The 25,977-nt window shown below is 47.5% G+C and carries 22 protein-coding genes; 3 read left to right on the top strand and 19 right to left on the bottom strand.

All coding sequences use genetic code 11. The features are described 5' to 3' along the window. Position 1 precedes the first annotated feature (1 nt). Both ACN084_RS05805 and ACN084_RS05800 read right to left on the bottom strand, forming a co-directional pair. Positions 2–1,126, bottom strand: coding sequence for a histidinol-phosphate transaminase (locus tag ACN084_RS05805; protein ID WP_419106200.1), 1,125 nt, complete (start codon positions 1,124–1,126; stop codon positions 2–4). A 52-nt stretch (positions 1,127–1,178) separates the two neighbouring features. Then, complete coding sequence (locus ACN084_RS05800) at positions 1,179–1,568, bottom strand: LysM peptidoglycan-binding domain-containing protein (protein ID WP_419106199.1); 390 nt, start codon at positions 1,566–1,568, stop codon at positions 1,179–1,181. A 283-nt stretch (positions 1,569–1,851) separates the two neighbouring features. On the opposite strand from ACN084_RS05800, the gene lexA reads away from it, so the two are divergent. Further along, positions 1,852–2,562: a transcriptional repressor LexA gene (gene lexA / locus ACN084_RS05795; RefSeq protein ID WP_419102196.1), complete on the top strand. Its 711-nt coding sequence runs from the start codon at positions 1,852–1,854 to the stop codon at positions 2,560–2,562. 73 nt (positions 2,563–2,635) lie between these two features. Here lexA and ACN084_RS05790 read toward each other — a convergent pair whose 3' ends face one another. Together ACN084_RS05790 and hflX are read right to left on the bottom strand one after the other, a co-directional pair. Continuing rightward, on the bottom strand, positions 2,636–4,675 hold the full coding sequence (locus ACN084_RS05790; protein ID WP_419106198.1) for an ATP-dependent DNA helicase: 2,040 nt from the start codon (positions 4,673–4,675) through the stop codon (positions 2,636–2,638). Next, positions 4,672–6,288 carry a GTPase HflX gene (gene hflX / locus ACN084_RS05785; RefSeq protein WP_419106197.1) on the bottom strand — a complete coding sequence of 539 codons (1,617 nt, stop codon included), beginning with the start codon at positions 6,286–6,288 and terminating at the stop codon, positions 4,672–4,674. The genes ACN084_RS05790 and hflX overlap by 4 nt, the downstream gene beginning before the upstream one ends. Positions 6,289–6,412: 124 nt before the next feature. On the opposite strand from hflX, the gene ACN084_RS05780 reads away from it, so the two are divergent. After that, entirely contained in the window at positions 6,413–7,033 is a 621-nt protein-coding gene (locus ACN084_RS05780; RefSeq protein ID WP_419106196.1) for a class I SAM-dependent methyltransferase, read from the top strand. Between the two features lie 61 nt (positions 7,034–7,094). Here ACN084_RS05780 and dapF read toward each other — a convergent pair whose 3' ends face one another. From dapF to dapB, 14 genes are all read right to left on the bottom strand, one after another. Beyond that, complete coding sequence (gene dapF / locus ACN084_RS05775) at positions 7,095–8,018, bottom strand: diaminopimelate epimerase (protein WP_419106195.1); 924 nt, start codon at positions 8,016–8,018, stop codon at positions 7,095–7,097. 63 nt (positions 8,019–8,081) lie between these two features. Continuing rightward, positions 8,082–9,026, bottom strand: a complete 945-nt coding sequence (gene miaA, locus ACN084_RS05770) for a tRNA (adenosine(37)-N6)-dimethylallyltransferase MiaA (RefSeq protein ID WP_419106194.1) — start codon at positions 9,024–9,026, stop codon at positions 8,082–8,084. A 25-nt stretch (positions 9,027–9,051) separates the two neighbouring features. Further along, the gene (miaB, locus tag ACN084_RS05765) at positions 9,052–10,575 is read right to left on the bottom strand and encodes a tRNA (N6-isopentenyl adenosine(37)-C2)-methylthiotransferase MiaB (RefSeq protein WP_419102229.1); all 1,524 of its coding nucleotides are present in this window, start codon (positions 10,573–10,575) and stop codon (positions 9,052–9,054) included. Positions 10,576–10,718: 143 nt separating this feature from the next. Beyond that, on the bottom strand, positions 10,719–11,402 hold the full coding sequence (locus tag ACN084_RS05760) for a regulatory protein RecX (RefSeq protein WP_419106193.1): 684 nt from the start codon (positions 11,400–11,402) through the stop codon (positions 10,719–10,721). A gap of 115 nt (positions 11,403–11,517) precedes the next feature. Further along, positions 11,518–12,621, bottom strand: coding sequence for a recombinase RecA (gene recA / locus ACN084_RS05755; protein WP_419102189.1), 1,104 nt, complete (start codon positions 12,619–12,621; stop codon positions 11,518–11,520). 201 nt (positions 12,622–12,822) lie between these two features. Next, positions 12,823–13,047: a DUF3046 domain-containing protein gene (locus ACN084_RS05750; RefSeq protein WP_419106192.1), complete on the bottom strand. Its 225-nt coding sequence runs from the start codon at positions 13,045–13,047 to the stop codon at positions 12,823–12,825. Between the two features lie 75 nt (positions 13,048–13,122). Next, complete coding sequence (locus ACN084_RS05745; RefSeq protein WP_419102187.1) at positions 13,123–13,566, bottom strand: helix-turn-helix domain-containing protein; 444 nt, start codon at positions 13,564–13,566, stop codon at positions 13,123–13,125. A 243-nt stretch (positions 13,567–13,809) separates the two neighbouring features. Then, positions 13,810–14,283, bottom strand: a complete 474-nt coding sequence (locus tag ACN084_RS05740; protein WP_419106191.1) for a CinA family protein — start codon at positions 14,281–14,283, stop codon at positions 13,810–13,812. Further along, the gene (gene pgsA / locus ACN084_RS05735; protein ID WP_419102185.1) at positions 14,283–14,879 is read right to left on the bottom strand and encodes a CDP-diacylglycerol--glycerol-3-phosphate 3-phosphatidyltransferase; all 597 of its coding nucleotides are present in this window, start codon (positions 14,877–14,879) and stop codon (positions 14,283–14,285) included. Before pgsA ends, ACN084_RS05740 begins: the two co-directional genes overlap by 1 nt. A 29-nt stretch (positions 14,880–14,908) precedes the next feature. After that, positions 14,909–18,031 (bottom strand): DNA translocase FtsK 4TM domain-containing protein, encoded by a 3,123-nt coding sequence (locus ACN084_RS05730; protein WP_419106190.1) that lies wholly within the window; start codon positions 18,029–18,031, stop codon positions 14,909–14,911. Positions 18,032–18,141: 110 nt separating this feature from the next. Next, positions 18,142–19,863: a ribonuclease J gene (locus ACN084_RS05725; RefSeq protein WP_419106189.1), complete on the bottom strand. Its 1,722-nt coding sequence runs from the start codon at positions 19,861–19,863 to the stop codon at positions 18,142–18,144. An 80-nt stretch (positions 19,864–19,943) separates the two neighbouring features. Beyond that, positions 19,944–20,879 (bottom strand): 4-hydroxy-tetrahydrodipicolinate synthase, encoded by a 936-nt coding sequence (dapA, locus tag ACN084_RS05720; RefSeq protein WP_419106188.1) that lies wholly within the window; start codon positions 20,877–20,879, stop codon positions 19,944–19,946. Between the two features lie 67 nt (positions 20,880–20,946). Then, entirely contained in the window at positions 20,947–21,543 is a 597-nt protein-coding gene (locus ACN084_RS05715) for a hypothetical protein (protein WP_419106187.1), read from the bottom strand. Between the two features lie 5 nt (positions 21,544–21,548). Further along, complete coding sequence (gene dapB, locus ACN084_RS05710; RefSeq protein ID WP_419102180.1) at positions 21,549–22,304, bottom strand: 4-hydroxy-tetrahydrodipicolinate reductase; 756 nt, start codon at positions 22,302–22,304, stop codon at positions 21,549–21,551. 182 nt (positions 22,305–22,486) lie between these two features. Here dapB and ACN084_RS05705 point away from each other — a divergent pair, with 182 nt between their 5' ends. Further along, on the top strand, positions 22,487–24,484 hold the full coding sequence (locus ACN084_RS05705; protein ID WP_419106186.1) for an acyltransferase family protein: 1,998 nt from the start codon (positions 22,487–22,489) through the stop codon (positions 24,482–24,484). Between the two features lie 42 nt (positions 24,485–24,526). Here the strand turns inward: ACN084_RS05705 and ACN084_RS05700 are convergent, their stop codons facing one another. Further along, positions 24,527–25,858, bottom strand: coding sequence for a M16 family metallopeptidase (locus ACN084_RS05700; RefSeq protein ID WP_419106185.1), 1,332 nt, complete (start codon positions 25,856–25,858; stop codon positions 24,527–24,529). Between the last annotated feature and the right edge of the window lie 119 nt (positions 25,859–25,977).

Genomic DNA, 25,977 nt, shown 5'->3' with positions numbered 1-25,977 from the left:
GTTAGCAAGAGGCTGGTAGTTCTCCGGAATGTTCCAAATACTTCTTAAGGCTTTCAAGGAAAGCTGTTGTTTCTGATGCTGTTCCGGCAGTGACGCGTAGATGTCCGGCGATACCGTTATCTCGTACTAGAATGCCGTCGTTTAGAAGCCATTGCCATGCTTCTTTTTCGTCGCATAAGCCTGAGAAAAAGATGAAATTAGAATCTGATACAGCTGGATGTAAACCGTATTCTTTGAGAGTTTTTACGATACGGTCACGTTGGGTTCTAATATCTTGTACGTTAGCGAGCAGTCCTTCTCGATGGCGTAAGGCTGCTATTGCGACAGCCTGTGTGACGCTGGATAGATGGTACGGCAAGCGAACAAGACGCACCGCATCAGCAATCGCGGGGTCTGCGGCAAAATATCCTAACCGAGCTCCGGCAAAAGCAAAGGCTTTACTCATGGTACGGCTTACGACCAGTCGAGGGCGGTTTGGCAGAAGAGTTAGCGCATGAGCAGAGGTATCTTGAGCGAATTCAGCGTACGCTTCGTCCACGATGGTGACACCCTCGTGCTCTTGCATTGCTTCGTAGACAGCTTCAATAACGTCTAGCCCAAGCCCTGTTCCTGTTGGGTTATTAGGAGAACATAAAACAACGATATTTGGTCGATGTTTTTGAATTTGGGTGACAGCAGATGTTGCATCGAGAGAAAAATCGGGTGCGCGTTTTCCCGCGATGAAGCGAGTGTTTGTTCCATCAGCTAAGAGAGGGTACATCGAATAGGTAGGGACGAAGCTCATCACGCTTCGTCCTGGCCCACCAAAGACTTGGAATAACTGTTGCAATACTTCATTAGAACCGTTAGCAGCCCAAATATTTTCGGGTTTAAGTCCGTGTCCTAGATAGTCGGCGAGTTCTTCACGAAGAGCCGTAAATTCCCTATCGGGGTAACGATTCAGGGTACGCGCTACCGTTGCTATTTCTGCGGTAATTGCGTCAATAACTTCTTGAGGCATTGGGTGCGTATTTTCGTTGACGTTGAGAGTAATAGGAACATCAATCATCGGAGCACCATAGGGAGAGCGCCCTCGTAAGTCGTCACGAATAGGTAATGCTGAAAGGGGGTCTAATGCTTCATTCACTCCTACAGTCTATCGAGAACAGATAGTCATCGCACATTCTTCTCTCAAGTTCTCAAGACGAGTAGATAGGCACTTCGAGCTTTTGCCCAATATCTAGGGATGTTGATGATAAATCGTTAATTTGTATGATGTGAAGCAAAACGTCACGAACATCCATACCTGCAGAATGTTCTTCAGCAATACTCCATAAAGTATCACCGTATCCAACCGTGACTTGTTCGGTCACTTGATGTAGCTCTTGCATCGTTGAAGCATGGGCGGTGTTCACCACGTAAAAACAGGCTAATAGAGTCAATAATGCGATGCAGCAAAGAACCACGCCTATTAGAAAGGAAATACGATAGTTGCCCCAATAAACTCGTGAGGTGTTCTGTGGCATTGAACGTGAAGAGACTACGACACGTACAGGTGCTGAACCTTTGAAAGACAGAACGTTTGACATATTTCCTCCTGATAGCAATAGAGCTATATATCGAATATTCACCCTGAATAAATCGAAACTATGTTCTATATAGTACATATGTACTATCAGAAAATTCGAATATAGTCGAGAAAAACTAGAACAAATGTTTGAACTTTTTCGATACGTGCCATACTCTTGTCCTAACACTGTTTATTGGCAGGTAGTGTTTAACGACTTTTAAAATCCCCTATGTCAGCAATGGCTAGGGGTGCTACGCCAGAACATCATTAGACAGGCCCCTCAACATGGACAAAGGAACGCCGTGAGCGATAACACATACTCCAGCGCTACTATTGCGCCACAATCTGGCAGAAAACCTCTCAGTTCACGTCAACAACACATCTTGACTGCCATCTCTGAAGCTATAGACACCCACGGTTACCCCCCTTCAATGCGAGAAATTGGAGATATCGTAGGTCTCGCATCCTTATCATCAGTAACACACCAGCTCTCACAACTAGAAAAACTAGGCTACATCCGACGAGACCCCAAACGCCCACGAGCCATCGAAATACTCGCAGAAGAACAAGAAACGACTGAAGAAAAAAGCACCGAATCGGTCATCGTTCAGTTACCAACACCTCAACACAACAGCGAAGATTTCGCTGTAGTACCCCTAGTCGGAAGAATCGCCGCAGGCGGTCCCATCACCGCAGAACAATCCGTCGAAGACGTCATGACATTGCCACGCCAAATTGTTGGCAACGGAGACTTATTCATGCTCCACGTCAAAGGAGACTCCATGATTGACGCAGCAATCTGTGACGGAGACTGGGTTGTCGTCCGTGCACAACAAACCGCAAATAATGGAGATATCGTTGCAGCACTCCTCGAAGACGAAGCAACCGTCAAAACTTTCCGCCAACGCGACGGACACACCTGGCTACTACCACAAAACACCCGATACGAACCCATACTCGGCGATAACGCCACCATCATGGGCAAAGTCGTATCAGTATTACGAAGTCTCTAATACCAAAACCACATAAAAAATATATTGGGTGTATTCCTGCCTCTAACAGGAACACACCCAATATTTTTATGCGCTAACTCACTTGTGTATGCAAGCGATGCAAAGCGCCACATACAACATCAGTTCTTGTAGTCTTCCAAAAAGGAGGCAAAGCACTCATCAAATATCCAGAATACCGTTGAGTAGCCAACCGAGAATCAAGAACAGCAACCACACCACGATCATCACTAGAACGAATCAAACGCCCCACACCCTGAGCCATACGAACAGCCGCATATGACGCAGAAACACTCATAAAACCGTTACCACCACGAGAAGCAACAGACCGAGTACGAGCCTGCATCAAAGGATCGTTAGGACGAGGGAACGGAATACGATCAATCAGTACCAGACGGCAAGAATCCCCCGGCACATCAACACCCTGCCACAAACTCATCGTCCCAAAAAGACACGAATCTCTATCCTCAGAAAATTCCTTCACCAAAGAGCCAAGCGAAGACTCCCCCTGCACCAGAACAGAAACATCGGTATGTTCACGAAGATACTCTGCCGCATCCTCAGCCGCACGCCTCGAAGAAAAAAGCCCCAAAGCACCACCGTTAGAAGCCTCTACCAGCTCACACATACGCTCTAATTGAGCAGTAGAAATCCCCTGAGATGGTTTAGCAATATCAGCAGCAACATACAGCAGACCTTGTTTAGGGTAATCAAAAGGAGAACCAACATCTAGCCCCTCCCATCGAGGAGCACCTGCACCGCTCAGCCCCAAAGAATGCGCAACCACATCAAAAGATTCCCCCAACTTTAACGTTGCAGAGGTCAGCACCACCGTCCGCCCGTCAAAAAGTCCTTCACGTAACTGCATCGCAACCGATAAAGGAGCAATATACAACGTTGCGGGGTCATCATCAGAAGCAGGAGCATAACCACGCCCAGCTTCCCACAACTGTGGACGAGATAGCCACACCACCTCATGATGCTCGTCAGCGCCCAATAACCGTTCAGCTATCTCTAATAACTCTGAAAGAGCGCTACGCGCCAACTGACGTGGTGCATCACTATCTTTAGAGTCACTTTTCGTATCAGATAATGCTACACGTGCAGCTTCACGCACCAGCTCCACAGAATGAGCAATACTCTCCGTCAAGCCACGAGGTAAAAGCTCTGCAGCAACGCCACGTAAAGACGTTTCTAAAGCGCTACCAGCATGTTCTAAAGGATCAGAACTAGCTTTCGTGTGTTTACGCACCAAACGAGCAGCCGAATATACCATTCCGGCAGAAAGAGAGCCCGTCACAGCACCCGCCACACGGTCTGCCAACTCATGTGCCTCATCAATAACAACAACCTCATGCTCCGGCAAAACACCAATACCTTCAAAAGCATTAATCGCTAAAAGAGCATGATTCGTAATAATAATGTCTGATTGAGCAGCCTTCTCACGCGCAAGCTCACTAAAACAAGACTCCACCAAAGGACAGCGTTTACCCAAACATTCAGCAGCAGAAACAGAGACTTGACGCCAAGCACGATCAGAAACACCGGGTTTAATATCGTCCCTGTCACCAGTATCAGTTGTCTGAGCCCACTGACGAAGACGCAACACTTCCTGACCAAGACGGCCAACAGAACCACTGGCCACATCTGCAGCAAAAAGAGTATCCTCTTGTTCATCGTCGGGGTAACCGCCCTCAAGCTTATGAACACACACATAATTATTACGGCCCTTGAGAACAGCAACATCAGTTTGACCCTCAGGAACATTCGAAAGGGTTTCTAAAAGTTGCGGTAAATCACGATTGATAATCTGCGTTTGCAACGCCAAAGTCGCCGTCGCAACCACAATAGGCTTATCCGAAAATTGAGCATAATAAACAGCAGGAATCAGATAGCCCAAAGACTTTCCCGTTCCCGTACCAGCTTGGACCAGCAGATGCCGTTTCAGTTCAAAGGACTGAGCCACATGAGCGAGCATTTTCCGTTGCCCAGCACGCTGTTCTCCCCCGCTAGAAGCAATCACATGATCTAGTAGTTCAAGAGCAGGCTTCGCTCCAGGCAACGTCTCAAGTTCTTCTCCAGTAGGAGCGCTCACCCGTTCTTCACAAGAACTCATCGAGAAGAAACCTCAACAGCACCATCCTGACGAGCTTGTTCAATCTCTGGTCGTAAGACTTCCATCAACTCGTCGTCTAAAGCATATTCTGCTAGTTCAGAGGAAAGTTGTTCACGAACCAGCACTTGAATATATGTCCCATCAGAAACAAAAGCTGTTGATAGAATCTCCGCATCCCACTGATGCAAACGAGAAACGACCTCACCATGCGTATATGGGATAAGCAGATTCAGCTGAACCGAAGGGCGTGGAATACGCTGAGCAATAATTTCTTGAAGCTCTACAATGCCCTGTCCCGTACGAGCAGACACCACCACAGTATCTCGTTCACGTTGCTGTACGCGTTCGAGCACCATCGGGTCAGCAGCATCTGCCTTGTTCAAAACAATAATCTCAGGAATCTCGTGCGCATCTACTTCATGTAGAACTTCACGAACTGCCTTAATCTGTCCCTCAGGATCAGGATGAGATCCATCAACCACATGCACGATGACGTCAGCATCAGCAATTTCTTCAAGCGTAGAACGGAAAGCCTCTACCAGCTGTGTAGGTAAAGAACGCACAAAACCTACCGTGTCAGAAAGCGTATAGCCAACACCATCAGGTGTCTGCGCCTTACGGACCGTAGGGTCAAGAGTTGCGAATAAAGCATTCTCAACGAGGACACCAGCATCAGTCAAACGATTCAGCAAAGAAGACTTACCAGCGTTGGTATAGCCAGCAATCGCCACAGAAGGAACGTCATGACGCTGACGATTCAAACGCTTGGTCTGGCGAGAGGGCGCCATCGCCGCAATCTCACGACGTAGCTTTGCCATACGAGCACGCAGACGACGACGGTCCATCTCAATTTTGGTTTCACCAGGACCACGTGAACCAATACCCTCACCAGACGCGGCACGCCCACCTGCCTGACGAGACAGAGATTCACCCCAGCCACGCAAACGAGGAAGCATATATTCAAGCTGAGCCAACTCAACTTGAGCTTTACCCTCACGGGATTTTGCGTGTTGAGCAAAAATATCAAGAATCAAAGCAGTACGGTCAATGACTTTGACCTTCACAATATCCTCTAACGCACGACGCTGAGAAGGAGCCAACTCTGAATCAACGATAACAGTATCAGCACCAGTCGCCTGCACAATATCTTTAAGTTCAAGTGCTTTACCTGAACCGAGAAAAGTGCCAGGGTCTGGTTTTAAACGACGTTGAATAATGCCGTCCAAGACTTCTGAACCCGCTGTCTGCGCCAAGGCAGCAAGCTCACGCAAAGAATTTTCTGCGTCGGCAACGGTACCTTCTGTCCATAATCCAGCAAGAACCACACGCTCTAGACGAAGCTGACGGTACTCAACCTCTGTAACGTCTTCAAGTTCTGTTGATAGACCCGCAACACGTCGCAAGGCTCGACGCTCAGCAAGATCTTCTTGAGCGCCATCATAGTGTGAATGTTCAACATCCACGGCAGATATTTCGCGTGCTTGTTCGTCCAAAACACGCGCCCCAGAACGAGAAGATGCAGAACGCCCAAGAACACGGTCTACGGTCTCTCTCAACAGTTCGTCGCTAGGGAGTTTCTGAGGATTCTGCTCATTAAATTCAGAAGTATTCATAGTACCTTTCGTCAATCTGCTCTCATTCTACAGCCCTTATTCAGTATGAAGCCACGATATTTCTTCGAGCTCAGAGGAAGAAGGTTCAAGCGCCAGCTTCTGTTTTCCCGTAAAGTAGTGAGCTATGGTTGCCGAACATTATTTTTCCGCTACACCCAATAGCGATTTCTCCCCTCGTGAAATTGACGTCACTCTAACAAACCAACGAGTACGAGTACAAAGCGCATCGGGTATTTTTAGTCCCAGCGGTATCGACAAAGGCACCGCAATACTCCTTGAGAACGTGCCCGAGCCGGAAGGCACATCATTTCTCGATATCGGCACGGGGTGGGGCCCTATTACCCTGACCTTGGCGTTAAAAAACCCTCAAGCTCAGGTCACCGGTGTTGAGGTTAACGAACGTTCTGCGCACCTCACCCGTACCAATGCGCAAAAGCTAGGGCTTACCAATGTGACGGTCTACGCTCCAGAGGAAGTACCTCAAGATTTACGGTTTGACACCATCTGGTCTAATCCACCTATCCGTGTAGGAAAAGATGTCCTACACAACATATTGCGCACATGGATTCCACGGTTAAACGTGGGCGGATGCGCATATCTCGTGGTTCAAAAGAACCTCGGGGCAGATTCTTTACAAAAATGGTTAGCACACGAATTAGAAGAACAGCCACAGGGAACTTTTCAAGTATCACGCTACAGTACCTCTAAGGGGTTCCGAATCCTTGAAGTTGTTCGCAACGCTTAATTCGCAACGCTTAAAAAGATGATGTGAGGTTCTCAAAGCATAGAACCTCACCTCATCACGACTATACAAGAACGACTTTTCCAACCATACTAGCCGAACCTGCTAGCACCACATGTTCGAGGTCGTCAGGGCCCGTTACAAAGGTGACAGCTAAAGTTCCGCCTGGGACGTATACGAGCCATTCGTCAGGGGCATCGTCTCCAGCCCAGAATCGGGTTGCTGCTGCTGCTGCGCAAGCACCAGTACCGCAAGAGAGGGTTTCCCCCACGCCACGCTCATAAACACGCATACGGATAGCGCCCACATGTGCTACCCCTGTTTCAGCTTCTGTATCCTCAATTTCTTCAGGAACAACAAACTCGACATTTGTACCGTGGGCAGGTGTCGGGCTTACTTTCGGGGCAGCATCAAGGCTCAGCCCATCTAGTTTTCCGTCAGTGCCCAAGGCGACAACAGTATGGGGGTTTCCCATCGAGATAGAAAGTGCCGAGCGTGGGGTTTTAAGTCCACGAACACTCACCTGTGAATCTACGCCACTTTCACGAGCGACGTCTCCGTCGATAAAGCTCCAGGGACCCATGTCAATGGCATATCCGTTGTCTGTTCGCCCCACGGTCTTCACTCCAGCACGGGTGCTAATGCGTACTCGTTCGCCTTCTTCAAGCGTCAACAAGTCTTCAGAAACTAGGTACTCTACGAAAGCTCGAACACCATTACCGCACATCTCTGCGATGGTTCCGTCAGCATTACGATAATCCATAAACCAGCGGTCTTCAGGTGCATCAGATTCCATCATCTGTGCTTTGACTGCGCGAATAAAACCGTCAGCACCAATACCGAAGTGACGGTCGCAGACACGGGCAATGAGTTCTTCTGGTAGTTTTAGCTGTTTTTCAGGGTCAGTGACGAAAATAAAGTCGTTACCAGTCCCGTGTCCTTTAGTTAAAGGAACACCGCTGAGATCTCCCCAAGTATTTTCCGTCATTCGCTTTACCTTTCGCCATTGATTCAAAACATCAGATGTTGTTTTGTATATCGAAGATATTTATCAGTATTCTGCCAGAAGCTGCTGTGTCTGAGTCAGTTTTGCGTGAGAATCGCCTTCGAGCCAAGTCACTCGAGAATCAGCGTTAAACCATGTGATTTGACGGCGCGCAAACTGACGAGTCGCAGTCGTGGTATCTATCATAGCCTGTTCTAAAGAATAGCTCTTGGACGCAGAACGTTCTGCATCGATAAGACGCAAAAATTCCCTATACCCAATCGCCCGAGATGACGTTTTCCCCTCTCGAAGGCCTAAAGATTCTAAAGAGCGGACTTCATCTACAAGCCCCCGTTGAACCATTTTTTCGACCCGAGCTTCTAAACGCTGATGCAGCTGAGAACGTTCACAGTTAATGCCTACTTGCACAGCAGGCTGAAAATACTCACGTTCAGGCATAAAAGAAGAAAACGTTCGTCCTGACACTTCCCACACTTCTAAAGCACGCACTAGACGCCTGTCATCGTGCACGCGAGATGCCGATACTGGATCAACCTCATTCAACCGTCGGAGAAGAACACCACGCCCCTGTTCAATAAGCTCTCGCTCTAGTCGTTGACGCACCTGAGCATCAGTAGGAGGAAAATCTAAAATATCTAAAGCGGCACGAACATAAAGCCCAGAGCCGCCCACCATAATGGGATATTTTCCACGTGAACGAATCTGGTCGAAGAGTTCTCTTGCTTGCTGCTGGAAAACGGCTACAGAAGCTTCATCACGAATGTCGAGAATATCCAGAAGATGGTGAGGAATCCCCCGCATCTCTTCTACGGTCACTTTAGCCGTGCCAATATCCATCCCCCGATAGAACTGCATCGAATCAGCATTAATACACTCTCCGCCGAGGTGTTGAGCTAACTCAATCGCAAAGTCCGTTTTCCCTGCACCGGTTGGGCCGACAACAGCAATGACGGGTACAACGTGTTCTTCTTGAACTTTAGAAGCAGGCATGGCTATTACACACCACCTTTAGCGGTTAGGAACGAAAAGTGGGAAACCCTAAGTTCACCGGTGTCCCAGGAACTTGAGTAGTGCCAGTTGTACCGCAAGAATCAGCTTGTGCTCTATCCCAAGCATCTCCTGCACGTGAACGGCGTAAAGAATACTCTTCAGCGCTAGGGTCTGAAATCAGGTGGAAAGAACCGGCTTCCGTAATGGGTAAAGTGACGAGGTCTCCGGGTCGAGGTTGCTCGCAACCAGCAGGGACAGAAAAATGCACCAAACGCTGGTCTTGGGCACGTCCGGCAAGACGATGAGTTTGTTCTGCTTTACGACCTGACTCTGCGACCACCATGAGTTCTACCGTTTTTCCTAGTTGTTTACGGTTTTCTTCACCAGCGATACGGTCTTGTAAAGCAATAAGACGCTCATAGCGTTCTTGAACAATTTCTTTAGGTATTTGGTTCTCCATTGTTGCAGCTGGAGTACCAGGACGAATCGAATATTGGAAAGTAAAGGCGGAGGAAAAACGTGCTTGTTCAACAACTTTTAGTGTCTCTTGGAAGTCTTCTTCAGTTTCTCCAGGGAACCCGACAATAATATCCGTAGTAATCACAGCTTCAGGAATACGGGCACGAACTTTATCTAAGATGCCGAGGAACTTCTTAGACCGATATGAACGACGCATATCTTTAAGCACCTTATCTGAACCAGATTGCAAAGGCATATGTAGTACCGGCATAACGTTTGGTGTCTCAGCCATTGCGTCGATGACGTCGTCGGTAAACATTGCAGGGTGTGGTGAGGTGAACCGGACTCGTTCAAGGCCCTCAATATTTCCGCAGGCACGCAGAAGTTTTGAGAAAGCCTGACGGTCACCAAAATCTACACCATAAGAGTTCACATTTTGCCCAAGAAGAGTGACTTCAATAGCGCCGTCGTCGACAAGTGCTTGAACTTCTGCAAGGACTTCTCCAGGGCGGCGGTCATTCTCTTTACCGCGTAGGCTTGGCACAATACAGAAAGTGCAGGTGTTGTTACAACCGACAGAGATAGAGACCCAGCCTGAATATACGTTATCTCGTTTAGTCGGCAGCGTGGAGGGAAAGACTTCAAGAGATTCAAGAAGCTCCGCTTGTGCTTGGTGGTTATGACGTGCACGTTCTAACAATGTTGGTAGTGAGCCGATATTATGTGTTCCAAAGACGACATCTACCCACGGCGCTTTTTTGATGATGGTATCTTGATCTTTTTGCGCTAAGCATCCGCCGACAGCAATCTGCATACCTTCGTGGGCTCGTTTTACAGGAGCAAGCTGACCGAGGTTACCGTATAGCTTGTTGTCAGCATTTTCACGTACAGCACAAGTGTTAAAGACAATGAGATCTGGTGTTTGTTCTGAGCTGGCGGGTACATAGCCATTAGCTTCGAGTAGCCCGCTCATACGTTCGGAATCGTGAACGTTCATCTGACAGCCGAAAGTACGAACTTCATAGGTTCGTGAAGGCTTAGAGGTCGTTGCACACGTAGTTGAAGAAGTCTGTTGTTCAGGAAGATTCAAAGTCACTCTTTAACCCTACTCGATGAAAGATACTGTCAGGCTGTCACTAAGAGTAGATTCTACGGGTTTTTGGTCACTCATACCAAAGTACGTATAGCGCCAACCAATACGATGTGTTCTCTTGCCCTATCTAGTTGTGAACTTTATTCGTAGGATGAACGTTCTTGATGTTCAGCCATGCGCTCTACTTCCGAACGCACTACAGAAAATGCCAGAGAAGAAGAATATCCTTTACGTCCTAGCATAGAGACGAGACGGCGCATAATTTTCTCTTTTTCTCGATAGTCACTCAAGTTCATTGATGGACGCAACTTTTTTTGAACTAGGCTAACAGCATCCTCATATTCGTCAGAATCACTACGTTGAGCTAAAGCCTGCTCAATATATTCTTCGCGGATGCCTCGAGTTTTTAACTCTCGACGTAGCGCTGAACGAGATAGTTTTTTCATGTTCGCTGTTGTGCGAACATACATTTGGGCATACTCTTCATCATTGACAAGACCAACAGCTTCGCAACGTTGCAAAAGGTCTTCTGCAATCTCCGCAGAGATTCCTTTATCAGATAGTTTTTTCTCGAGTTGAAAACGCGATTTAGCAGAAGCGGCTAGCTGCTGATACACAATATTTTTTGCGTGCGTAAACTCGCGGGCTTTCTGTTCTTCGCTGAGCTCTTTGCTCTCAGAGGCGTCTTCTTGATCGCCCCAAGAGCTTTGACTCGCTGAAGATGAACCAGAGAAGTCCTGAGAACTTTTAAGTAAGTCTTCTTCGGCTGCACCCCATGCTGCAGGGTGCCATGAAGGATAGTTCTCTTCGTCAAAAGATTCCATGTTCTTCTCCTCAACTTTGATGCTAGGCAATATAGCTCAACATGAAATGTCAATGGTTCACGAATAAATAGTGGGGTAAGAAGCATACGCTCCTTACCCCACTATCTAAGAAATATTAGAGCCCGTCTGAAGAGCTATTGAGAGGGTCACTCTCCTGAACTTCGCTCTCCCCAATCTGCGTATCATCTTCGATGATGCCGAGTTTAACTAAGGTCTTATATTTAATTTCTTCGGTCAGTTCCGGATTATCTTTCAAGAACTTACGAACGTTTTCTTTACCTTGCCCAAGCTGTTCACCCTCGTAAGTAAACCAAGCACCAGATTTTTTAACGATGCCGTTGTCAACGCCCATATCGATAATGCCGCCTTCAACGGAGATACCCTCGCCGTATAGGATGTCGAATTCAGCTTGTTTGAAGGGCGGAGCCATCTTGTTTTTCACGATTTTAGCTCGAGTACGGTTACCGATAGGCTGCGCACCGTCTTTTAGCGTCTCGATACGACGAATGTCGATACGAACTGAAGCATAGAATTTAAGAGCTTTACCGCCGGTTGTTGTTTCTGGAGAACCAAAGAACACACCAATTTTTTCGCGTAGCTGGTTAATGAAAATTGCGGTAGTTCCGGTCTGTGCCAAACGACCCGTAATTTTACGTAGCGCTTGAGACATCAAACGAGCCTGTAGCCCAACGTGGGAATCCCCCATTTCGCCTTCAATCTCAGCGCGAGGGACCAAAGCAGCCACAGAGTCTACGACGATGATATCTACAGAGCCGGACCCAACAAGCATATCCATGATTTCTAAAGCTTGTTCACCAGTATCAGGCTGAGAAACAAGCAAAGCATCCGTATCAACACCAAGTTTTGCAGCATAGATAGGGTCAAGTGCATGCTCAGCATCAATGAACGCAGCAATACCGCCACGTTTTTGAACGTCAGCAACGGCGTGTAAAGCTACCGTTGTTTTACCAGAAGATTCAGGACCATAAATCTCGATAACACGCCCGCGAGGTAGCCCACCAATACCTAAAGCAGCGTCCAGAGACAAAGCACCGGTTGAGACAGTCTCTACTTTAACGGCCTCTTTATCGCCGAGGCGCATCACAGCACCTTTACCGTAGCTCTTATCAATCTGAGCGAGAACGGTCTCTAAAGCTTTTTCGCGACCTTCATCAGATACTCGGCTTACAGGCTGAGTATTTCGAGATTTAGCTGCCATATTGTGTTACCTCACTTCGGCACGTCCGAATGACTATTGTTATTGTTCGTTACCACTCTACAAGCGTTCGAGCTGAAAAACAGAGAAGTACAAAACTGTGGATAAGATACCGTGCGTTATATCTTCAAGCTCCGAATACAGAGCATACCCTTTATCGAATATATTTTCTACTTACTCGGAAGATAACCTCGAACAAAATTACTAATTTTTTCGCGGTGGAATATCTCGCCCCAAACGTCGAGATTCAGGAACTTCTTGCATATCGCAAATAGCCTCCCACACTTGGCGAACCGGAACACCCCGCTCTAATGCTTCAACAGCAGTTATATCTCCACACGCACCCAAAACTACATCTTTGGCAAGTACCCGAGAATAATGAGCACCAAACTCATCATCCATCAGTCTCCAAAACTCGCTTAAACGCATAATGTCCTCACAGATAAAGTACGGTTGCCTACCATCGTAAGCAACCGTACTTCACGTTCTATTAACCGCTTTGTTCTAGCGTGTTGTTGTGCACTCAGCAGGAATATCCTTAGAAGATGTTGCAGCAATCCCATACTCACGATTAAACTGCTCCGAAAATTCTGTAGGAACAGTATCAGGCACACTGAAGCGATCTTCCCCAGATAGTCGATCCGAAACTTCACGTAACATCTGAGACAACGGAATATCTAGTGCCTGACAGATAGAACCAAGAAGCTCAGAAGATGCTTCTTTCTGCCCACGTTCCACCTCGCTAAGATACCCCAAAGACACACGAGCGCTATGCGAAACCTCACGAAGCGTACGCCCTTGACGCTGACGAACGTCGCGAAGCACCTCACCAATAGCCTGACGCAAAAGAAGTACTTTTGGCTCATGTTGAGTGGGTGCAGTATGAGTGGACTGACCCACATCCTTCCAACGGACGACACCGTTCACGGATACGGGTTGCTTGGTCATTTTTATACCTAACTCCTGATATTTTCGGCTTCGAATCTTCGAAGCTATATTTTTTATAGCCTAGCGTATGATGAATACTCAATCAGCTATCTACTATCCTGATTCACAAAGAACTTTTTAGAATCATCAATGCTCTATAAAAGAGGCATTATATATAACAGCACAACGAGCGTGTTTCATTCCCTATTTATCTCAAAGTTTTCTGTAGTTTCACTGAAAGTTCAGCTAAAAACATCTTTTACGTTATTTCAGATAGTTCAACAAAAGTTCTAAAGCATCCTGACAAGAACGTTCACGAATCTCCTCACGAGTACCCTGATACATCTTCTCTTGAGAAAAAACGCCATCAGGCGTCGAAATACCTAAAAATACTCGACCAACGGGTTGCCCGTCCAACGGTTCAGGGCCAGCAACTCCCGTCGTCGAAACAGCATAATCTGCCCCGCACACCTGCATAGCACCCAAAGCCATGCTCTGAGCCACTTCAGGATGAACAGCACCTTCACGTTCTAGAAGTTGTTCATCTACACCTAAAAGTTTTGCCTTCAAATCTGTTGCGTATGAGACGATACCGCCACGATACGCCGAAGAAGCTCCCACAACAGAACACAAATGTTGCGAAATCATGCCACCTGTCAAAGACTCGGCAGTAGCAATAAAAACTTTTCGTTGGCGAGCGCAGAACACGACCTGTTCAGCAAGAGTCTGGGAAGACATCACAACCTTCTTCTACGAGCACTACGACGCAACTCTAAAGCATGACGCACGTATTCAACCCCGGTAGTAACCGTCAATATTGTTGCTGCCGCTAGCACCGCATATCCCGGTAGTAAGGCCCAGAAACCTAACAGTCCCAGAGGAAGAAGCATGAGAATCACAGCAACGGTTTGTAATACGGTCTTGAGTTTTCCGCCCTTGCCAGCGGCCATCACGCCATAACGAATCACGAAGAATCTCATCAGCGTAATGCCCCACTCGCGAAGAAGGATAACGCAGGTAACCCACCACCAAAGCTCACCTAAGAGCGAAAACCCAATAAAAGCAGCACCGGTCAATAATTTATCGGCAATAGGGTCTGCAATTTTTCCAAAATTTGTGATGAGGTTTCGCGAACGAGCAATATACCCATCAAGCCAATCGGTCAGCATTGCGATGACGAAAACAGCGACCGCCCACCAACGCGCAGCAGAAGAAGACTGGCCATAAGGGCCTGAAGCCAGTAACAGCACCATAAATAAAGGCACCATTGCAATTCTCAGCATGGTAAGAATATTAGGCACATTCCATAGTTCCTGCTGTTTTTTTCTGACCATAACAGTACCTTCCTCTGTCTGTGTCGACTTTATCGACCAGTTAAACTCCATGCGTCTTCGCTTGAATCATCATCCGATGAGGACTCACCAGCGCTGAGATATTCATCAGTATCGGCGCTGTGCGAACTTACAGATGGTTCTGGTACATCTTCACCGCGTAAGCGCGCAAGCACAGTCGGCAATTCCTCAGGAGGTACAAGAACATCACGTGCTTTAGACCCTTCGGAAGGACCAACAATCTCGCGAGATTCCAGTAAGTCCATTAGACGTCCTGCTTTAGCAAAGCCTACACGCAATTTACGTTGCAGCATTGAGGTAGAACCAAATTGCGTCGTTACGATTAGCTCAGCTGCACGCAGAAGGACGTCAAGATCGTCACCAATATCGTCATCAATATGTTTCTTTGGAGCCGATTGTAGAACATCTTCACGATAGTTCACTGGCATCTGCGTTTTAACATGCTCAACAATCTGGTGAATCTCTGATTCGCTGACCCAAGCACCTTGTACACGCATCGGTTTCGAGGCACCCATCGGCAAGAACAGAGCATCACCTTGACCGATAAGTTTCTCAGCACCCGGCTGATCCAATACCACTCGAGAGTCAGTAACAGAGGAGGTTGAAAAGGCCATACGAGATGGAACGTTTGCTTTAATCAAGCCGGTGACAACGTCAACAGAAGGACGCTGCGTAGCCAAAACAAGATGGATACCAGCGGCTCGTGCAAGCTGAGTGATACGAACGATAGCTTCTTCAACGTCGCGTGGAGCAACCATCATCAAATCCGCAAGCTCGTCAACAATCACCAAAAGATATGGGTATGTTTTGATAGTGCGCTTACTACCTGGATCCGGTTGAATCTTTCCAGCTTCGACCGCTTTGTTAAAGTCATCGATGTGTTTGTAACCGTAATGGGCCAAATCATCATAGCGTGCGTCCATCTCACGAACGACCCATTGCAAAGCTTCGGCAGCTTTCTTAGGGTTCGTAATAATGGGGGTAATCAAATGGGGAATGCCCTCATATGCGGTCAGTTCTACGCGTTTAGGGTCGACCATGACCAAACGTACCTGATCAGGAGTTGCTCTCATCAAAATAGAGGTAATCATCGAGTTCACAAACGATGATTTACCGGCACCAGTAGCACCAGCAACAAGCATATGCGGCATTTTTGCAAGGTTAGCTAGAACGAATCCGCCCTCAACATCTTTACCAACGCCCATAATCATGGGGTGGTCATTATGGTGTGCTTGGCTAGAACGTAGAACGTCACCGAGAGCGACCGTTTCTCGGTCGGTATTGGGAATTTCAATACCAATGGCAGATTTACCGGGGATAGGTGACAGGATACGCACGTCCGCAGAGGCCACAGCATAGGCGATGTTCTTTGATAGTGCGGTTACACGCTCAACTTTGGTGCCAGCACCTAACTCAATTTCGTAGCGAGTTACTGTTGGCCCCCGAGAGAATCCCGTAACTTCAGCATCAACATTGAATTGTTCGAGGACGTTGGTTAAGGATTCTACGACTTGAGCGTTAACTTCAGAGCTTTCTTTTGCAGGAGGTCCGGCAACGAGCATGGACTCTTCAGGTAGAGCGTATGTGCCGTTCGAGAGTGCTACCACTTGTTGAGGACGGGCCTCTTGTACTGCAGGTTTGAGCGTGTTATTTGTTAGCGGTGACTGCACCGTAGATTTTTCGGCTACCACGGGTTTTTCCGCTACGGCGGGTTTTGGTGGTGCGGGTTTTCCGATAGCAGGTGGTGCTACATCTGCTGTTTTAGCAGGAGACGGTTGTTCAACAGTAGCCGTCGGTGTTTCGGTAGAGGGTTCGACGGTAGAGGTTGGAGCCTCTTCAGGTGTTGAGAAGATATTTTCGTGTTGTTGAGGTTCTTCACGCCGTCCGCGGATCATGGCTGCTTGTTGAGCTTGTGCCAGACGTTGAGCAGGAGCGTCTAGGGTGTTTGTTTCTGGTGTCGCCCATTGGTCTTGGTCGAAGAGCTTTGGTGTGGTTTGAGAAACAACACGTGTTTTTCCGTTAAGTTTTTGGGTGGTAGAGAGTGTCTCTAGGTTGTGTGTGTCTGGTTCTGTTCTTGTAGCGCGTCGTTTAGTGCGGCCTTTTCTGGTGTTTTCGGCAGGCTCTGGGGTGAATTGTTCGTGTGGTTCTAGTTCTTCTGTTAGGAGTGCAGTTTCAAAGGCTTCGTCTCCGTCGTAGCGGTCTAAAGAGGTGTCTCGACGGGCGTTTTTGCCGAATCCAAGCCATGCTAAAAAGCCTCGTGAGGAGGATGGTTTTTCAGGTGTGGTTTCGTTCTCGTAGAGGTAGCTACGATCATGGTATACAGGGAGCTTTGATTCAACCTTATCTTCAGGTTCATGGTTTTCTGGCATTTTTGCGGGCGGCTCTCCTAAGAGAATCCCCATAATATGCACCAAACGAGGACCAATGTGACGAAGTGGCGTCTTCGTCGCAATCAATAGACCTACAGCAAAAACAAGCCCGCAAAGAACCCATTCAAGAATATTGATGCCGCCGACAAGACGCACTGCAGGAGCAGAAACAACCAGTCCAACAACCCCACCACCATTCCAGACACCTTCAAAACCTTGAGCAAAGGTTGGAAAATCGTCCAGTTTCGCGGCAACCATCGAAGCGGCAACGAGCATAATGGTTAGCCCAGCAGCAATACGGTTGTTCGAACGAACCTCTAGAGGGTGACGGAAAATACGTACAGCGAAGAACACAGCGAAGAAGGGAATCAATAGAGCGCCTTGTCCCCAGACTCCCCCAATGAATACATGCCACCAACGCAGAGGGCTTTCAACCCATGACGGCAAAGACAGTGTGCTCCAAGCCCACCATTCAACGCCGGCAGTCATAAGGCCCATGAGCAAAACAACTAATGCGCCTCCGTCGCGGCGCTCTTCTGGTGCAATGTCCGTGCGAAGTTCGCCCATACGTCGGATAGCTCCACCAATAAGGTGCGCAAAACCATTCCACGTACCAAGGACGGTACGAGAGAACCAAGAAGGACGCTCAACTCTCGCTGTTGAACGCGCTGATGAGCGTGTTGAGGTACTCTTCTTTCGAGTTTGCGTGCGTGTTGAAGGACGCTTTGTGTTCGTTTTATGAGCTGATGTTGTTCTGCGTGCCATACATCCCGTAAGTTTTCAGTGGACTCAAGCGGGCGAAACCTTCCCAAAGGTCGTTTCACCCGCTTGAATAATAACGAATAAAAACTAATAAGTTAAACCTTATCTTTAACTTATTCAGTAGTTGCAGTCTTTGCCGAAGGAGTGTCCAAAACCGTTGGCAAAATCATGGGCTTCCGTCGCAGACGACGAGCAACCCACGAACCAATAGTACGACGGACAATCTGCTGTAGTTGATGTGTAGTATGAACCTTCTCTGGAGCAAGATGCAAAGCGTCTTCAAGAGCAGCAGTAATCTTTGGTGCAATATCTTCAAAGACAGAATCGTCTTCAGCCACTCCTCGAGCGTGAATATCAGGACCAAAAACCACACGCTTTGTTTCACGGTCAATCACCGCAACCACAGAAACGAAGCCTTCTTCACTCAAGACCAAACGGTCTTTGAGGTCTTCCTCCGTAATCTCACCGACAGAACGACCATCAACATACACATAATCGCAACGAACTTGACCGACAATCTGAGCAACGCCATCTGCCAAGTCAACAACAGTTCCACCTTCACACAATAAGACGTTCTCTTCAGGGACACCCGTCTCAATTGCCAAATTACCATTTGCGATAAGATGTCGAACCTCACCGTGAACAGGCATAACATTCTTTGGTTTGAGAATGTTATAGCAGTACAACAGCTCTCCAGCAGCAGCGTGCCCAGAAACGTGGACTTTTGCGTTACCCTTATGGATCACTTCAGCACCAAGCTTCAACAATGAGTTAATAACGCGATAAACGCTCGTCTCGTTGCCAGGAATCAGAGAAGAAGCAAGAACGATAGTGTCACCTTGTTCAACCTGAATCTTATGATCCCCATTAGCCATACGAGATAAAGCTGCCATCGGCTCTCCCTGAGAACCGGTACACATCATGACGATTTCATCAGGACGGTATTGGTCAATTTTCTTCAAATCAACCAAAGTATTTGGAGGAACTTTCAAGTACCCCAATTTCTCGGCGATGGTCATATTACGTACCATAGAACGCCCCACCAACACTACTTTTCGGCCACGCTCATGGGCGGCTTCGAGAACCTGTTGAACGCGGTGCACGTGAGAGGAGAAAGACGCCACAATAATACGCTGGGTGGCATCTCGAAAGACCTGAGAAAGAACCTTACCAATATTTTTCTCGGTAGGAGTAAAACCAGGAACTTCTGCGTTCGTTGAATCAGGCAAGAAGAGGTCAATGCCTTCTTCTCCTAGACGGGCAAAATGACGGAGATCCGTTAGTCGACCGTCGAGCGGCAACTGATCCATTTTGAAGTCACCGGTATGAAGCACCTTACCGGCAGCTGTACGGATAAATACAGCTAAAGCGTCTGGAATAGAGTGGTTAACAGCCACAAATTCGCATTCAAAAGGACCAATTTTTTCGGTCTGCCCCTCAACAACAGTCAATGTGTAAGGTTTAATGCGGTGTTCAGCAAGCTTCGCTTCAACCAACGCTAAAGTCAGCTGAGAACCAATCAACGGAATATCAGGGCGACGGCGCAATAGATACGGTACCGCACCGATATGGTCTTCGTGTCCGTGAGTGAGGACAACTGCCGCGATGTCGTCAAGACGGTCTTTGATGTAGTTCAAATCGGGCAGAATGAGGTCGACACCAGGCTGAGATTCTTCAGGGAAGAGCACGCCACAGTCCACGATGAGAAGCTGACCGTTAATCTCGTATACGGTCATGTTACGTCCGACTTCGCCTAGTCCTCCAAGAGGAACAACACGTAGAGTGTCTTTCTTCAACTTTTTAGGTTGGCGAAGTTCTGTATCAAATACTGCCAATATTATGTCCTTCAATATATGTCATGGCAAAAGCGAGTCCACAAACTAGAAGAGTTCATGAACCCGCTTCATCCGAGTTTTTAGCGAATAAGAGTGGAAGCTATCGACGATTGCTCTAGATAAGAACGTATGAGAGTCTCCTCTGCTTGCGTCGGCTCCACGTGCGGCAAGCGAACCGTTGGAGAATCCAAAAGTCCTTGCCATGTAAGAATCTTTTTGGCAGCTACACATCCTGGAACACACGACATCGTTGCCGTAACAATAGGAGTGAGCTCTCGATGCAACTGTTGCGCTTGAGATAAGTCTTCAGCGACAACGGCATCAATCAATGTTCGGAATAATTGCGGTGCAATATGAGTTGTCACGCCGATAAGTCCGACAGCTCCCATAGCCAACCATGGCAAGGTGAGTCCGTCGTCGCCAGAATAAAACTGTAAATCGGTTGTTGCCATCACTTCTGTTGCCGCAGAAAAGTCAGCCTTAGCATCTTTGACAGCAACAATATTTTCGTGTTGAGCAAGCTTCTGGTAGGTAGCAGGAGCGATAGGGATACCCGCACGTCCAGGAATGTCGTAAAGCATCACCGGAGTATGTACAGCATCTGCAATAGCGGTAAAATGCCCGAGCAAACCAGACTGAGTCGGTTTATTGTAATACGGTGTCACCACTAAAAGACCGTCAACACCAACTGCTTCAGCACGCTGAGCCAAATGCAAGGTATGGGCAGTATCGTTAGAACCAACACCAGCAATAATCGTGGTACGCTGCCCCACCGCATCTTTGACGATACGGAAAACCCGCTCATTTTCTTCGTCTGTCATGGTGGAGTACTCGCCTGTTGTGCCACAAACAACTAGCCCATCGTGACCATTATCAACAAGGTATTGTGCCAGTTGGGCTGTTTTTTCTTCATCAACAGAGCCGTCAGCAGAAAAAGGAGTCACCATAGCGGTGAGCATTCTGCCAAAAATGGGCTCAACAAACGTACCTTTAGTGTGGTTTAAGGACTCAGACATATTCCTTAGACTACCCTCTTTTGCTCAGTTTTTGTATTTTGCCGACTCATCATCTCCGCTGACACCTCTACACCTCTAACGATGCGGGTGTTTTACCTTCAGATAAGGCGAGCGCTATACGTATAGATTTTCGGGCCCGTTTACGGTCTTTGAGCACCTCGTAGATGCGTCCAAGAACAAACCAGTTCTTCCAGCTGTGAGGTTCTTGTTCGATGAGTTTCTCCATGGTGTTAAAGAGTTCTTGTGCCTGTCCGTCATCTAGCTGTTGGAGCAGTTCACGATACGAGTTGGAGGTGTCCTCGAGGTGGAGTTGTTGTTCAAGTTTTTCGACACGTATACCAAAGAGTATTTCTCGTATCATGGCCCACCCCCCTAGTATTGGTAGACCTATCATGCCAGCGCCCATCAGATAACCGGTGGATGTTCCTGCTTGGAATAAAGCCAGAGCATATCTCATGCTCATCAGTAGGTAAAGAGTGAGCGCGATAATGATAGCCCATGCGAAGGCTTTGGTTCGTCCGGTTACCTCCCAGAAGAGGAATAGAGCACTACAGGCTAAAACCGCGATTAGAGAAAGTTTCGTGTGATTTTCTAAGGGCAGTATGAAGATGGTGAGGACTAAGAGCACGCATGCGCTCGCTGTGAAGTTTCGTAGCGAGTTCATGGTTTTTAGCTCAGTTCGAGGTAATGGTCAAGTCCGTGTGTTAAGCCAGGGTGAGAGCTGACTTTTCGGATGCCCAGTAATATCCCAGGCATGAACGAGGAACGATCAAAGGAGTCGTGGCGAATCGTTAATTGTTGCCCTTCGTCCCCGAGAAGTATCTCTTGGCTTGCAGTGAGCCCTCGCAAGCGTACGGCGTGTACTCTGACGTCGTCGATGAGTGCTCCACGAGAGTTTCCGGTGTCTGTGACGGTAGCGTCAGGAGATACTGGCAGATTTGCTGTTTTGCGTGCTTGAGCTATTTTATGTGCGGTGTGTACGGCCGTACCAGATGGTGCATCAACTTTTTGTGGGTGGTGAAGTTCAATAATTTCTACTGATTCAAAGTATTGGGCTGCCCGTGCTGCAAATTCTGTGGCGAGAATGGCTCCGATGGCGAAGTTCGGGGCAATGAGCACTCCGGTTATTGGATTCTGTGTCAGTTTTTCTGTAAGCCGGTTGAGTTTTTCTTCATCCCATCCGGTGGTTCCAACGACGGCGTGGATTCCGTGTTCAATAGCAAAATGGACGTTTTGTTCGGTGCTATTGGGTACGGTGAGATCTACTAGAATCTGTGCTTGCGCTTCAATCATCTTTTCTAGAGGATCGTGAGAGCCGAGTTGAGCGACGAGTTCCATGTCAGGTGCATTTTCTACGGCTCGGACGGCTTCTTGTCCCATTTTTCCGTAGGCTCCGGCGATAGCGACTTTCCAGGGGGTGCTCATACTCACGTTTTCTCCTTGAGGTGTGTTTCGATGCAGGTAGAGAGTCGTTATTCTCTTCAATGTCTGTATAACACTCTAAATGTAGCGCAGAAAAATTGCGGAGATATCCTCAGCTGTGCCATAAACTTATACAGTTACTTCGTTTCTCGTGAAGTAACTGATTAGGTAATTAGAGGTAACAGTTGAATCAAGAGCATGTCTTTTATTCCAGTGTTGACCCTGCAGAAGGCCAACGGAAGTATCGTCTACCTGGTTTAGACGGTTTACGAGCGTTAGCCGTATTGTGTGTGGTGGTCTATCACTTATGGCCGGGAGTGCTTCCAGGGGGCATGATTGGTGTCGATATTTTTTTCGTCATCTCCGGTTACCTCATTACTGCTTTGCTTTTGCGTGAAGGTGCCTACACCGGCAAGATGAACATCATTGATTTTTGGGTTCGTCGTGCTCGTCGACTCATTCCATCGATTGTTCTGCTCATCATTGTTATTGGTACGCTTACACTCATTATTGGCCATGACGCGCAGGTGAATCTGGGGCGTCAAATTTTTGGTGCGTTCACTTTTTCTTCTAACTGGCTCTATATTTTTTCTGGCAATGATTATTTCACACAGACTTCCCCTGAGTTGCTCACTAATTTCTGGTCTTTAGCAGTTGAAGAGCAGTTCTATATTCTATGGCCGGTAGTACTCGTCATTGTTTTCATGTTTGTTTCGCGGTGGAGTCGTCGTGCGCTTATCCCCGTTATTTTGGGGTTGCTATCGGTTCTATTATGTGTTGTTCTCAACGTTTTCGAGGTTTCTCCAAACCGCATCTACTATGGTACTGATACGCATCTTTTTCCTTTGATGTTGGGTGTTCTTCTAGCGCTAATGATTCCGTGGAGCATGTACCCGCCAGCCGATTCTCGCTTATATCAGCTGGTCGGTTATGGGGAGCGTTGGCAAGGTGCTTTACGTTCAGGTGCTGGTTGGTTAGCCCTTTTTGGGTTAGTACTTTATGCAATGCTTTTAGAACAGACCCAAATATTTTTTATGCCTGGTGGACTATTCTTTGCCGGTTTCTTAGCATTGTCGGTAATTCAGGCTCTCTTACCTGACGTGCATAATCCTGCTTCAGATGTTCTACGTCAGGTTCTTTCGTGGGCTCCTTTAGTGTGGATTGGGCGACGTTCTTACGGTATTTACCTCTGGCATTGGCCGCTCTATGTTCTTGCACACTACACTTTTGGTGTCCATCAGAAACTTTGGGTTGAATTCTTTGTTCTCTTTTTGACTTTAATCATTTCGGGCTTGTCATATATGTATGTTGAGGAGCCTATCCGCCAACGTGGTTTTGTGGCATGTGCATCGTCTGTTTGGAATACCTTCTCTGGCGAACAAAAACTACCCTCTTTTGTGGCCTTAGGTGCGGTTCTTCTATGTACTGCTGCTACCACAGCAGCAGTCATTACCGCACCCAAGACAACTTCTGCAGAAGATATTGTGGCAGCTGGCGAACAAGCGCAAAAGGCGCATGAAGAACATATCGTCGACCAAAAGCCCACGCCTACACCCGATGCTGATTCTGCGGCTGCTACAGAAAGAGAAAACTCCTCTAAACAAGCGACGAAACAGGAAGAGAATCCTTCGGTAACGGTTATTGGGGATTCGGTATCTTTAGCCTCGGCAGAGGCCCTTCACGAGGCGTTACCTGACGCGACAGTTGATGGAGAAGTCTCTCGTACTATCGTCAAGGCTTTCCCCGTGATTTCTCGTCTTAACGAGCATGGACAATTAGGTTCTGTTGTCGTACTTTCGGTAACAACCAATTCCACTTATTCGATAGAAGAGATTGACCAGCTGATTAAAGATATTTCAGATCATGGTCAACGAAAAATTGTTCTTGTCACGGGCGCTGCTCCGGCACATCTGACGTGGGTTCAAGATTCTAATAAGGTCATTAAAGAAGCTGCCGCAAAATACCCGAAGAGTATTGTCATCGCAGATTGGGCTAAGGCAGCGCAGAACCACCCCGAGTATTTTGTCTCGGATGGGGTGCATCCTCAAGCTATCGGTCAAAAGGTTTATGCCCAAACTATTGCTACAGCAGTAGCTCAGGCGGAAAAAGATTTAGACCGACAAGATACGGCGGAGGAAGAGCCGGCAGAACCTGTTCAGCCAGCAACTTCCCCCGCTTGGTAAAGAACCGTTTAGTTTCGTATCAACATTCTAATGTGGGGTGTTCTATCGGACGATTGTTGTTGTCATCTCTTGTTGGGCGAGGAATTGTGCTAGCTCTTGTACTTGCTCTAAAGTGACCTCACCTAGTTTCTGGCTACTTTCTTCTAGAGTTCGATAGATGCCCGAACCTAGCTCAATAACTCCTAGACGAGTCATACGTGATTCAGGACTTTCATAACCAAGCAACATAGAGCCTTGCATCTGCCCAATTACTTTTTTCAGCTCTTCTGGGTGTAGACCGTCTTGAGCTAGCTTATCGAATTCTGTTCGGAGGATTTCTTGTACCTGTTCAGCTTTATCGGGTAAACATCCTGCGTACATACCAAAAATTCCGGCGTCAGAGTATGAATTCGAAAAAGCAGAGGTGGAATATGCTAGTCCACGTTTTTCACGAACTTCTTGGAAAAGACGTGAGGACATCCCTCCCCCAAAAGCTGAGTTTAAAACGTTCAATGCATAGCGTCTATCGTCTTGAGAGATAATGCCGTGAACGCCCAATAAGATGTGTGTTTGTTCGCAACCTTTATCAATAATTTTGTGGTTTATTCCATCAGCGATGTGGCTGATTCCTTTAGCACGTCGTTCAATAGGAGCAGTATTCTCGGGTAGTTCCCACCCGTACCGAGAGAATGCTTCGAGAACCTGTTGGACGACCTCGCGGTGTTCTAACCCACCAGCGGCGGTAATAACTAGCTGTTCAGGGGTGTAGTAGTGGCGGTAGTGTTCCCACACAGATTGGCGCGGTACATCTTCAATTTCTGTTACCGTACCGCCCACGGGTCGCCCTAATGGGTGTGTGCCAAGGAGTTGTTCTGTGAAACTTTCGAATGCTACGTCTACAGGGTCGTCTTGGCCCATAGCGAGTTCTTCAAGAATCACTTGGCGTTCTTTTTCTAAAAGTTCTTCATCCAGTAAAGAGTGCGCCAGCATATCTGCCATGACGTCTATGGCGAGGGGCATATCTTTTGTCAGAACTCGAGCATAGTAGCAGGTCTGTTCTTTTGCGGTGAAGGCGTTGGAATCTCCGCCGACGCTGTCAAAGGCTTCGGCGATATCTAGAGCTGTTCGTTGAGCGGTTCCTTTGAAGAGGAGGTGTTCGAGGAAGTGGGTGGAACCGTACATTCCAGCTTGTTCATCTCGTGAGCCGACACCCACCCAAAAACCTAAAGAGACACTTTGTAATGCTGGCATTTTTTCGGTGATGACTCGAATACCACCAGGTAGAACAGAACGACGGACTTCGTGGCCGCCTTCTCCTTGTTCGATGATTTTTCCGTTTTCGTAGTCTAGTTCATCACGAAGTTCGTTCCATGAGGTTGGAAGCAATATAGCCATTATTCCCCTAAATGTGTGTTTTAAGTGTACTATTCGGCCCGCTCAGCTTTTACCGTTAGATGGGGGGCATGTTTTTGGGCGTTGTTCTAGAAAGGTTAAAAACTCATAAAAGAGTAGCC

The sequence above is a fragment of the Rothia sp. P7208 genome, from assembly GCF_048512915.1.
Classification (GTDB): Bacteria; Actinomycetota; Actinomycetes; order Actinomycetales; family Micrococcaceae; genus Rothia.
Note: the sequence above shows the minus strand (reverse complement) of the source record. Positions and strands in the feature narration are given on the sequence as shown.

What these genes read in the sequence shown, in the direction of transcription:
- miaA (WP_419106194.1), bottom strand. Translation starts at nt 9,026, where the DNA reads ATGCCTGCTTCTAAAGTTCAAGAAGAACACGTTGTACCCGTCATTGCT.
- ACN084_RS05730 (WP_419106190.1), bottom strand. Translation starts at nt 18,031, where the DNA reads ATGGCACGCAGAACAACATCAGCTCATAAAACGAACACAAAGCGTCCT.
- ACN084_RS05790 (WP_419106198.1), bottom strand. Translation starts at nt 4,675, where the DNA reads ATGAGTTCTTGTGAAGAACGGGTGAGCGCTCCTACTGGAGAAGAACTT.
- ACN084_RS05745 (WP_419102187.1), bottom strand. Translation starts at nt 13,566, where the DNA reads ATGACCAAGCAACCCGTATCCGTGAACGGTGTCGTCCGTTGGAAGGAT.
- pgsA (WP_419102185.1), bottom strand. Translation starts at nt 14,879, where the DNA reads ATGGTCAGAAAAAAACAGCAGGAACTATGGAATGTGCCTAATATTCTT.
- ACN084_RS05700 (WP_419106185.1), bottom strand. Translation starts at nt 25,858, where the DNA reads ATGGCTATATTGCTTCCAACCTCATGGAACGAACTTCGTGATGAACTA.
- ACN084_RS05800 (WP_419106199.1), bottom strand. Translation starts at nt 1,568, where the DNA reads ATGTCAAACGTTCTGTCTTTCAAAGGTTCAGCACCTGTACGTGTCGTA.
- dapA (WP_419106188.1), bottom strand. Translation starts at nt 20,879, where the DNA reads ATGTCTGAGTCCTTAAACCACACTAAAGGTACGTTTGTTGAGCCCATT.
- hflX (WP_419106197.1), bottom strand. Translation starts at nt 6,288, where the DNA reads ATGAATACTTCTGAATTTAATGAGCAGAATCCTCAGAAACTCCCTAGC.
- recA (WP_419102189.1), bottom strand. Translation starts at nt 12,621, where the DNA reads ATGGCAGCTAAATCTCGAAATACTCAGCCTGTAAGCCGAGTATCTGAT.
- ACN084_RS05760 (WP_419106193.1), bottom strand. Translation starts at nt 11,402, where the DNA reads ATGGAATCTTTTGACGAAGAGAACTATCCTTCATGGCACCCTGCAGCA.
- ACN084_RS05780 (WP_419106196.1), top strand. Translation starts at nt 6,413, where the DNA reads ATGGTTGCCGAACATTATTTTTCCGCTACACCCAATAGCGATTTCTCC.
- ACN084_RS05750 (WP_419106192.1), bottom strand. Translation starts at nt 13,047, where the DNA reads ATGCGTTTAAGCGAGTTTTGGAGACTGATGGATGATGAGTTTGGTGCT.
- dapB (WP_419102180.1), bottom strand. Translation starts at nt 22,304, where the DNA reads ATGAGCACCCCCTGGAAAGTCGCTATCGCCGGAGCCTACGGAAAAATG.
- dapF (WP_419106195.1), bottom strand. Translation starts at nt 8,018, where the DNA reads ATGACGGAAAATACTTGGGGAGATCTCAGCGGTGTTCCTTTAACTAAA.
- ACN084_RS05715 (WP_419106187.1), bottom strand. Translation starts at nt 21,543, where the DNA reads ATGAACTCGCTACGAAACTTCACAGCGAGCGCATGCGTGCTCTTAGTC.
- ACN084_RS05740 (WP_419106191.1), bottom strand. Translation starts at nt 14,283, where the DNA reads ATGTCTTCCCAGACTCTTGCTGAACAGGTCGTGTTCTGCGCTCGCCAA.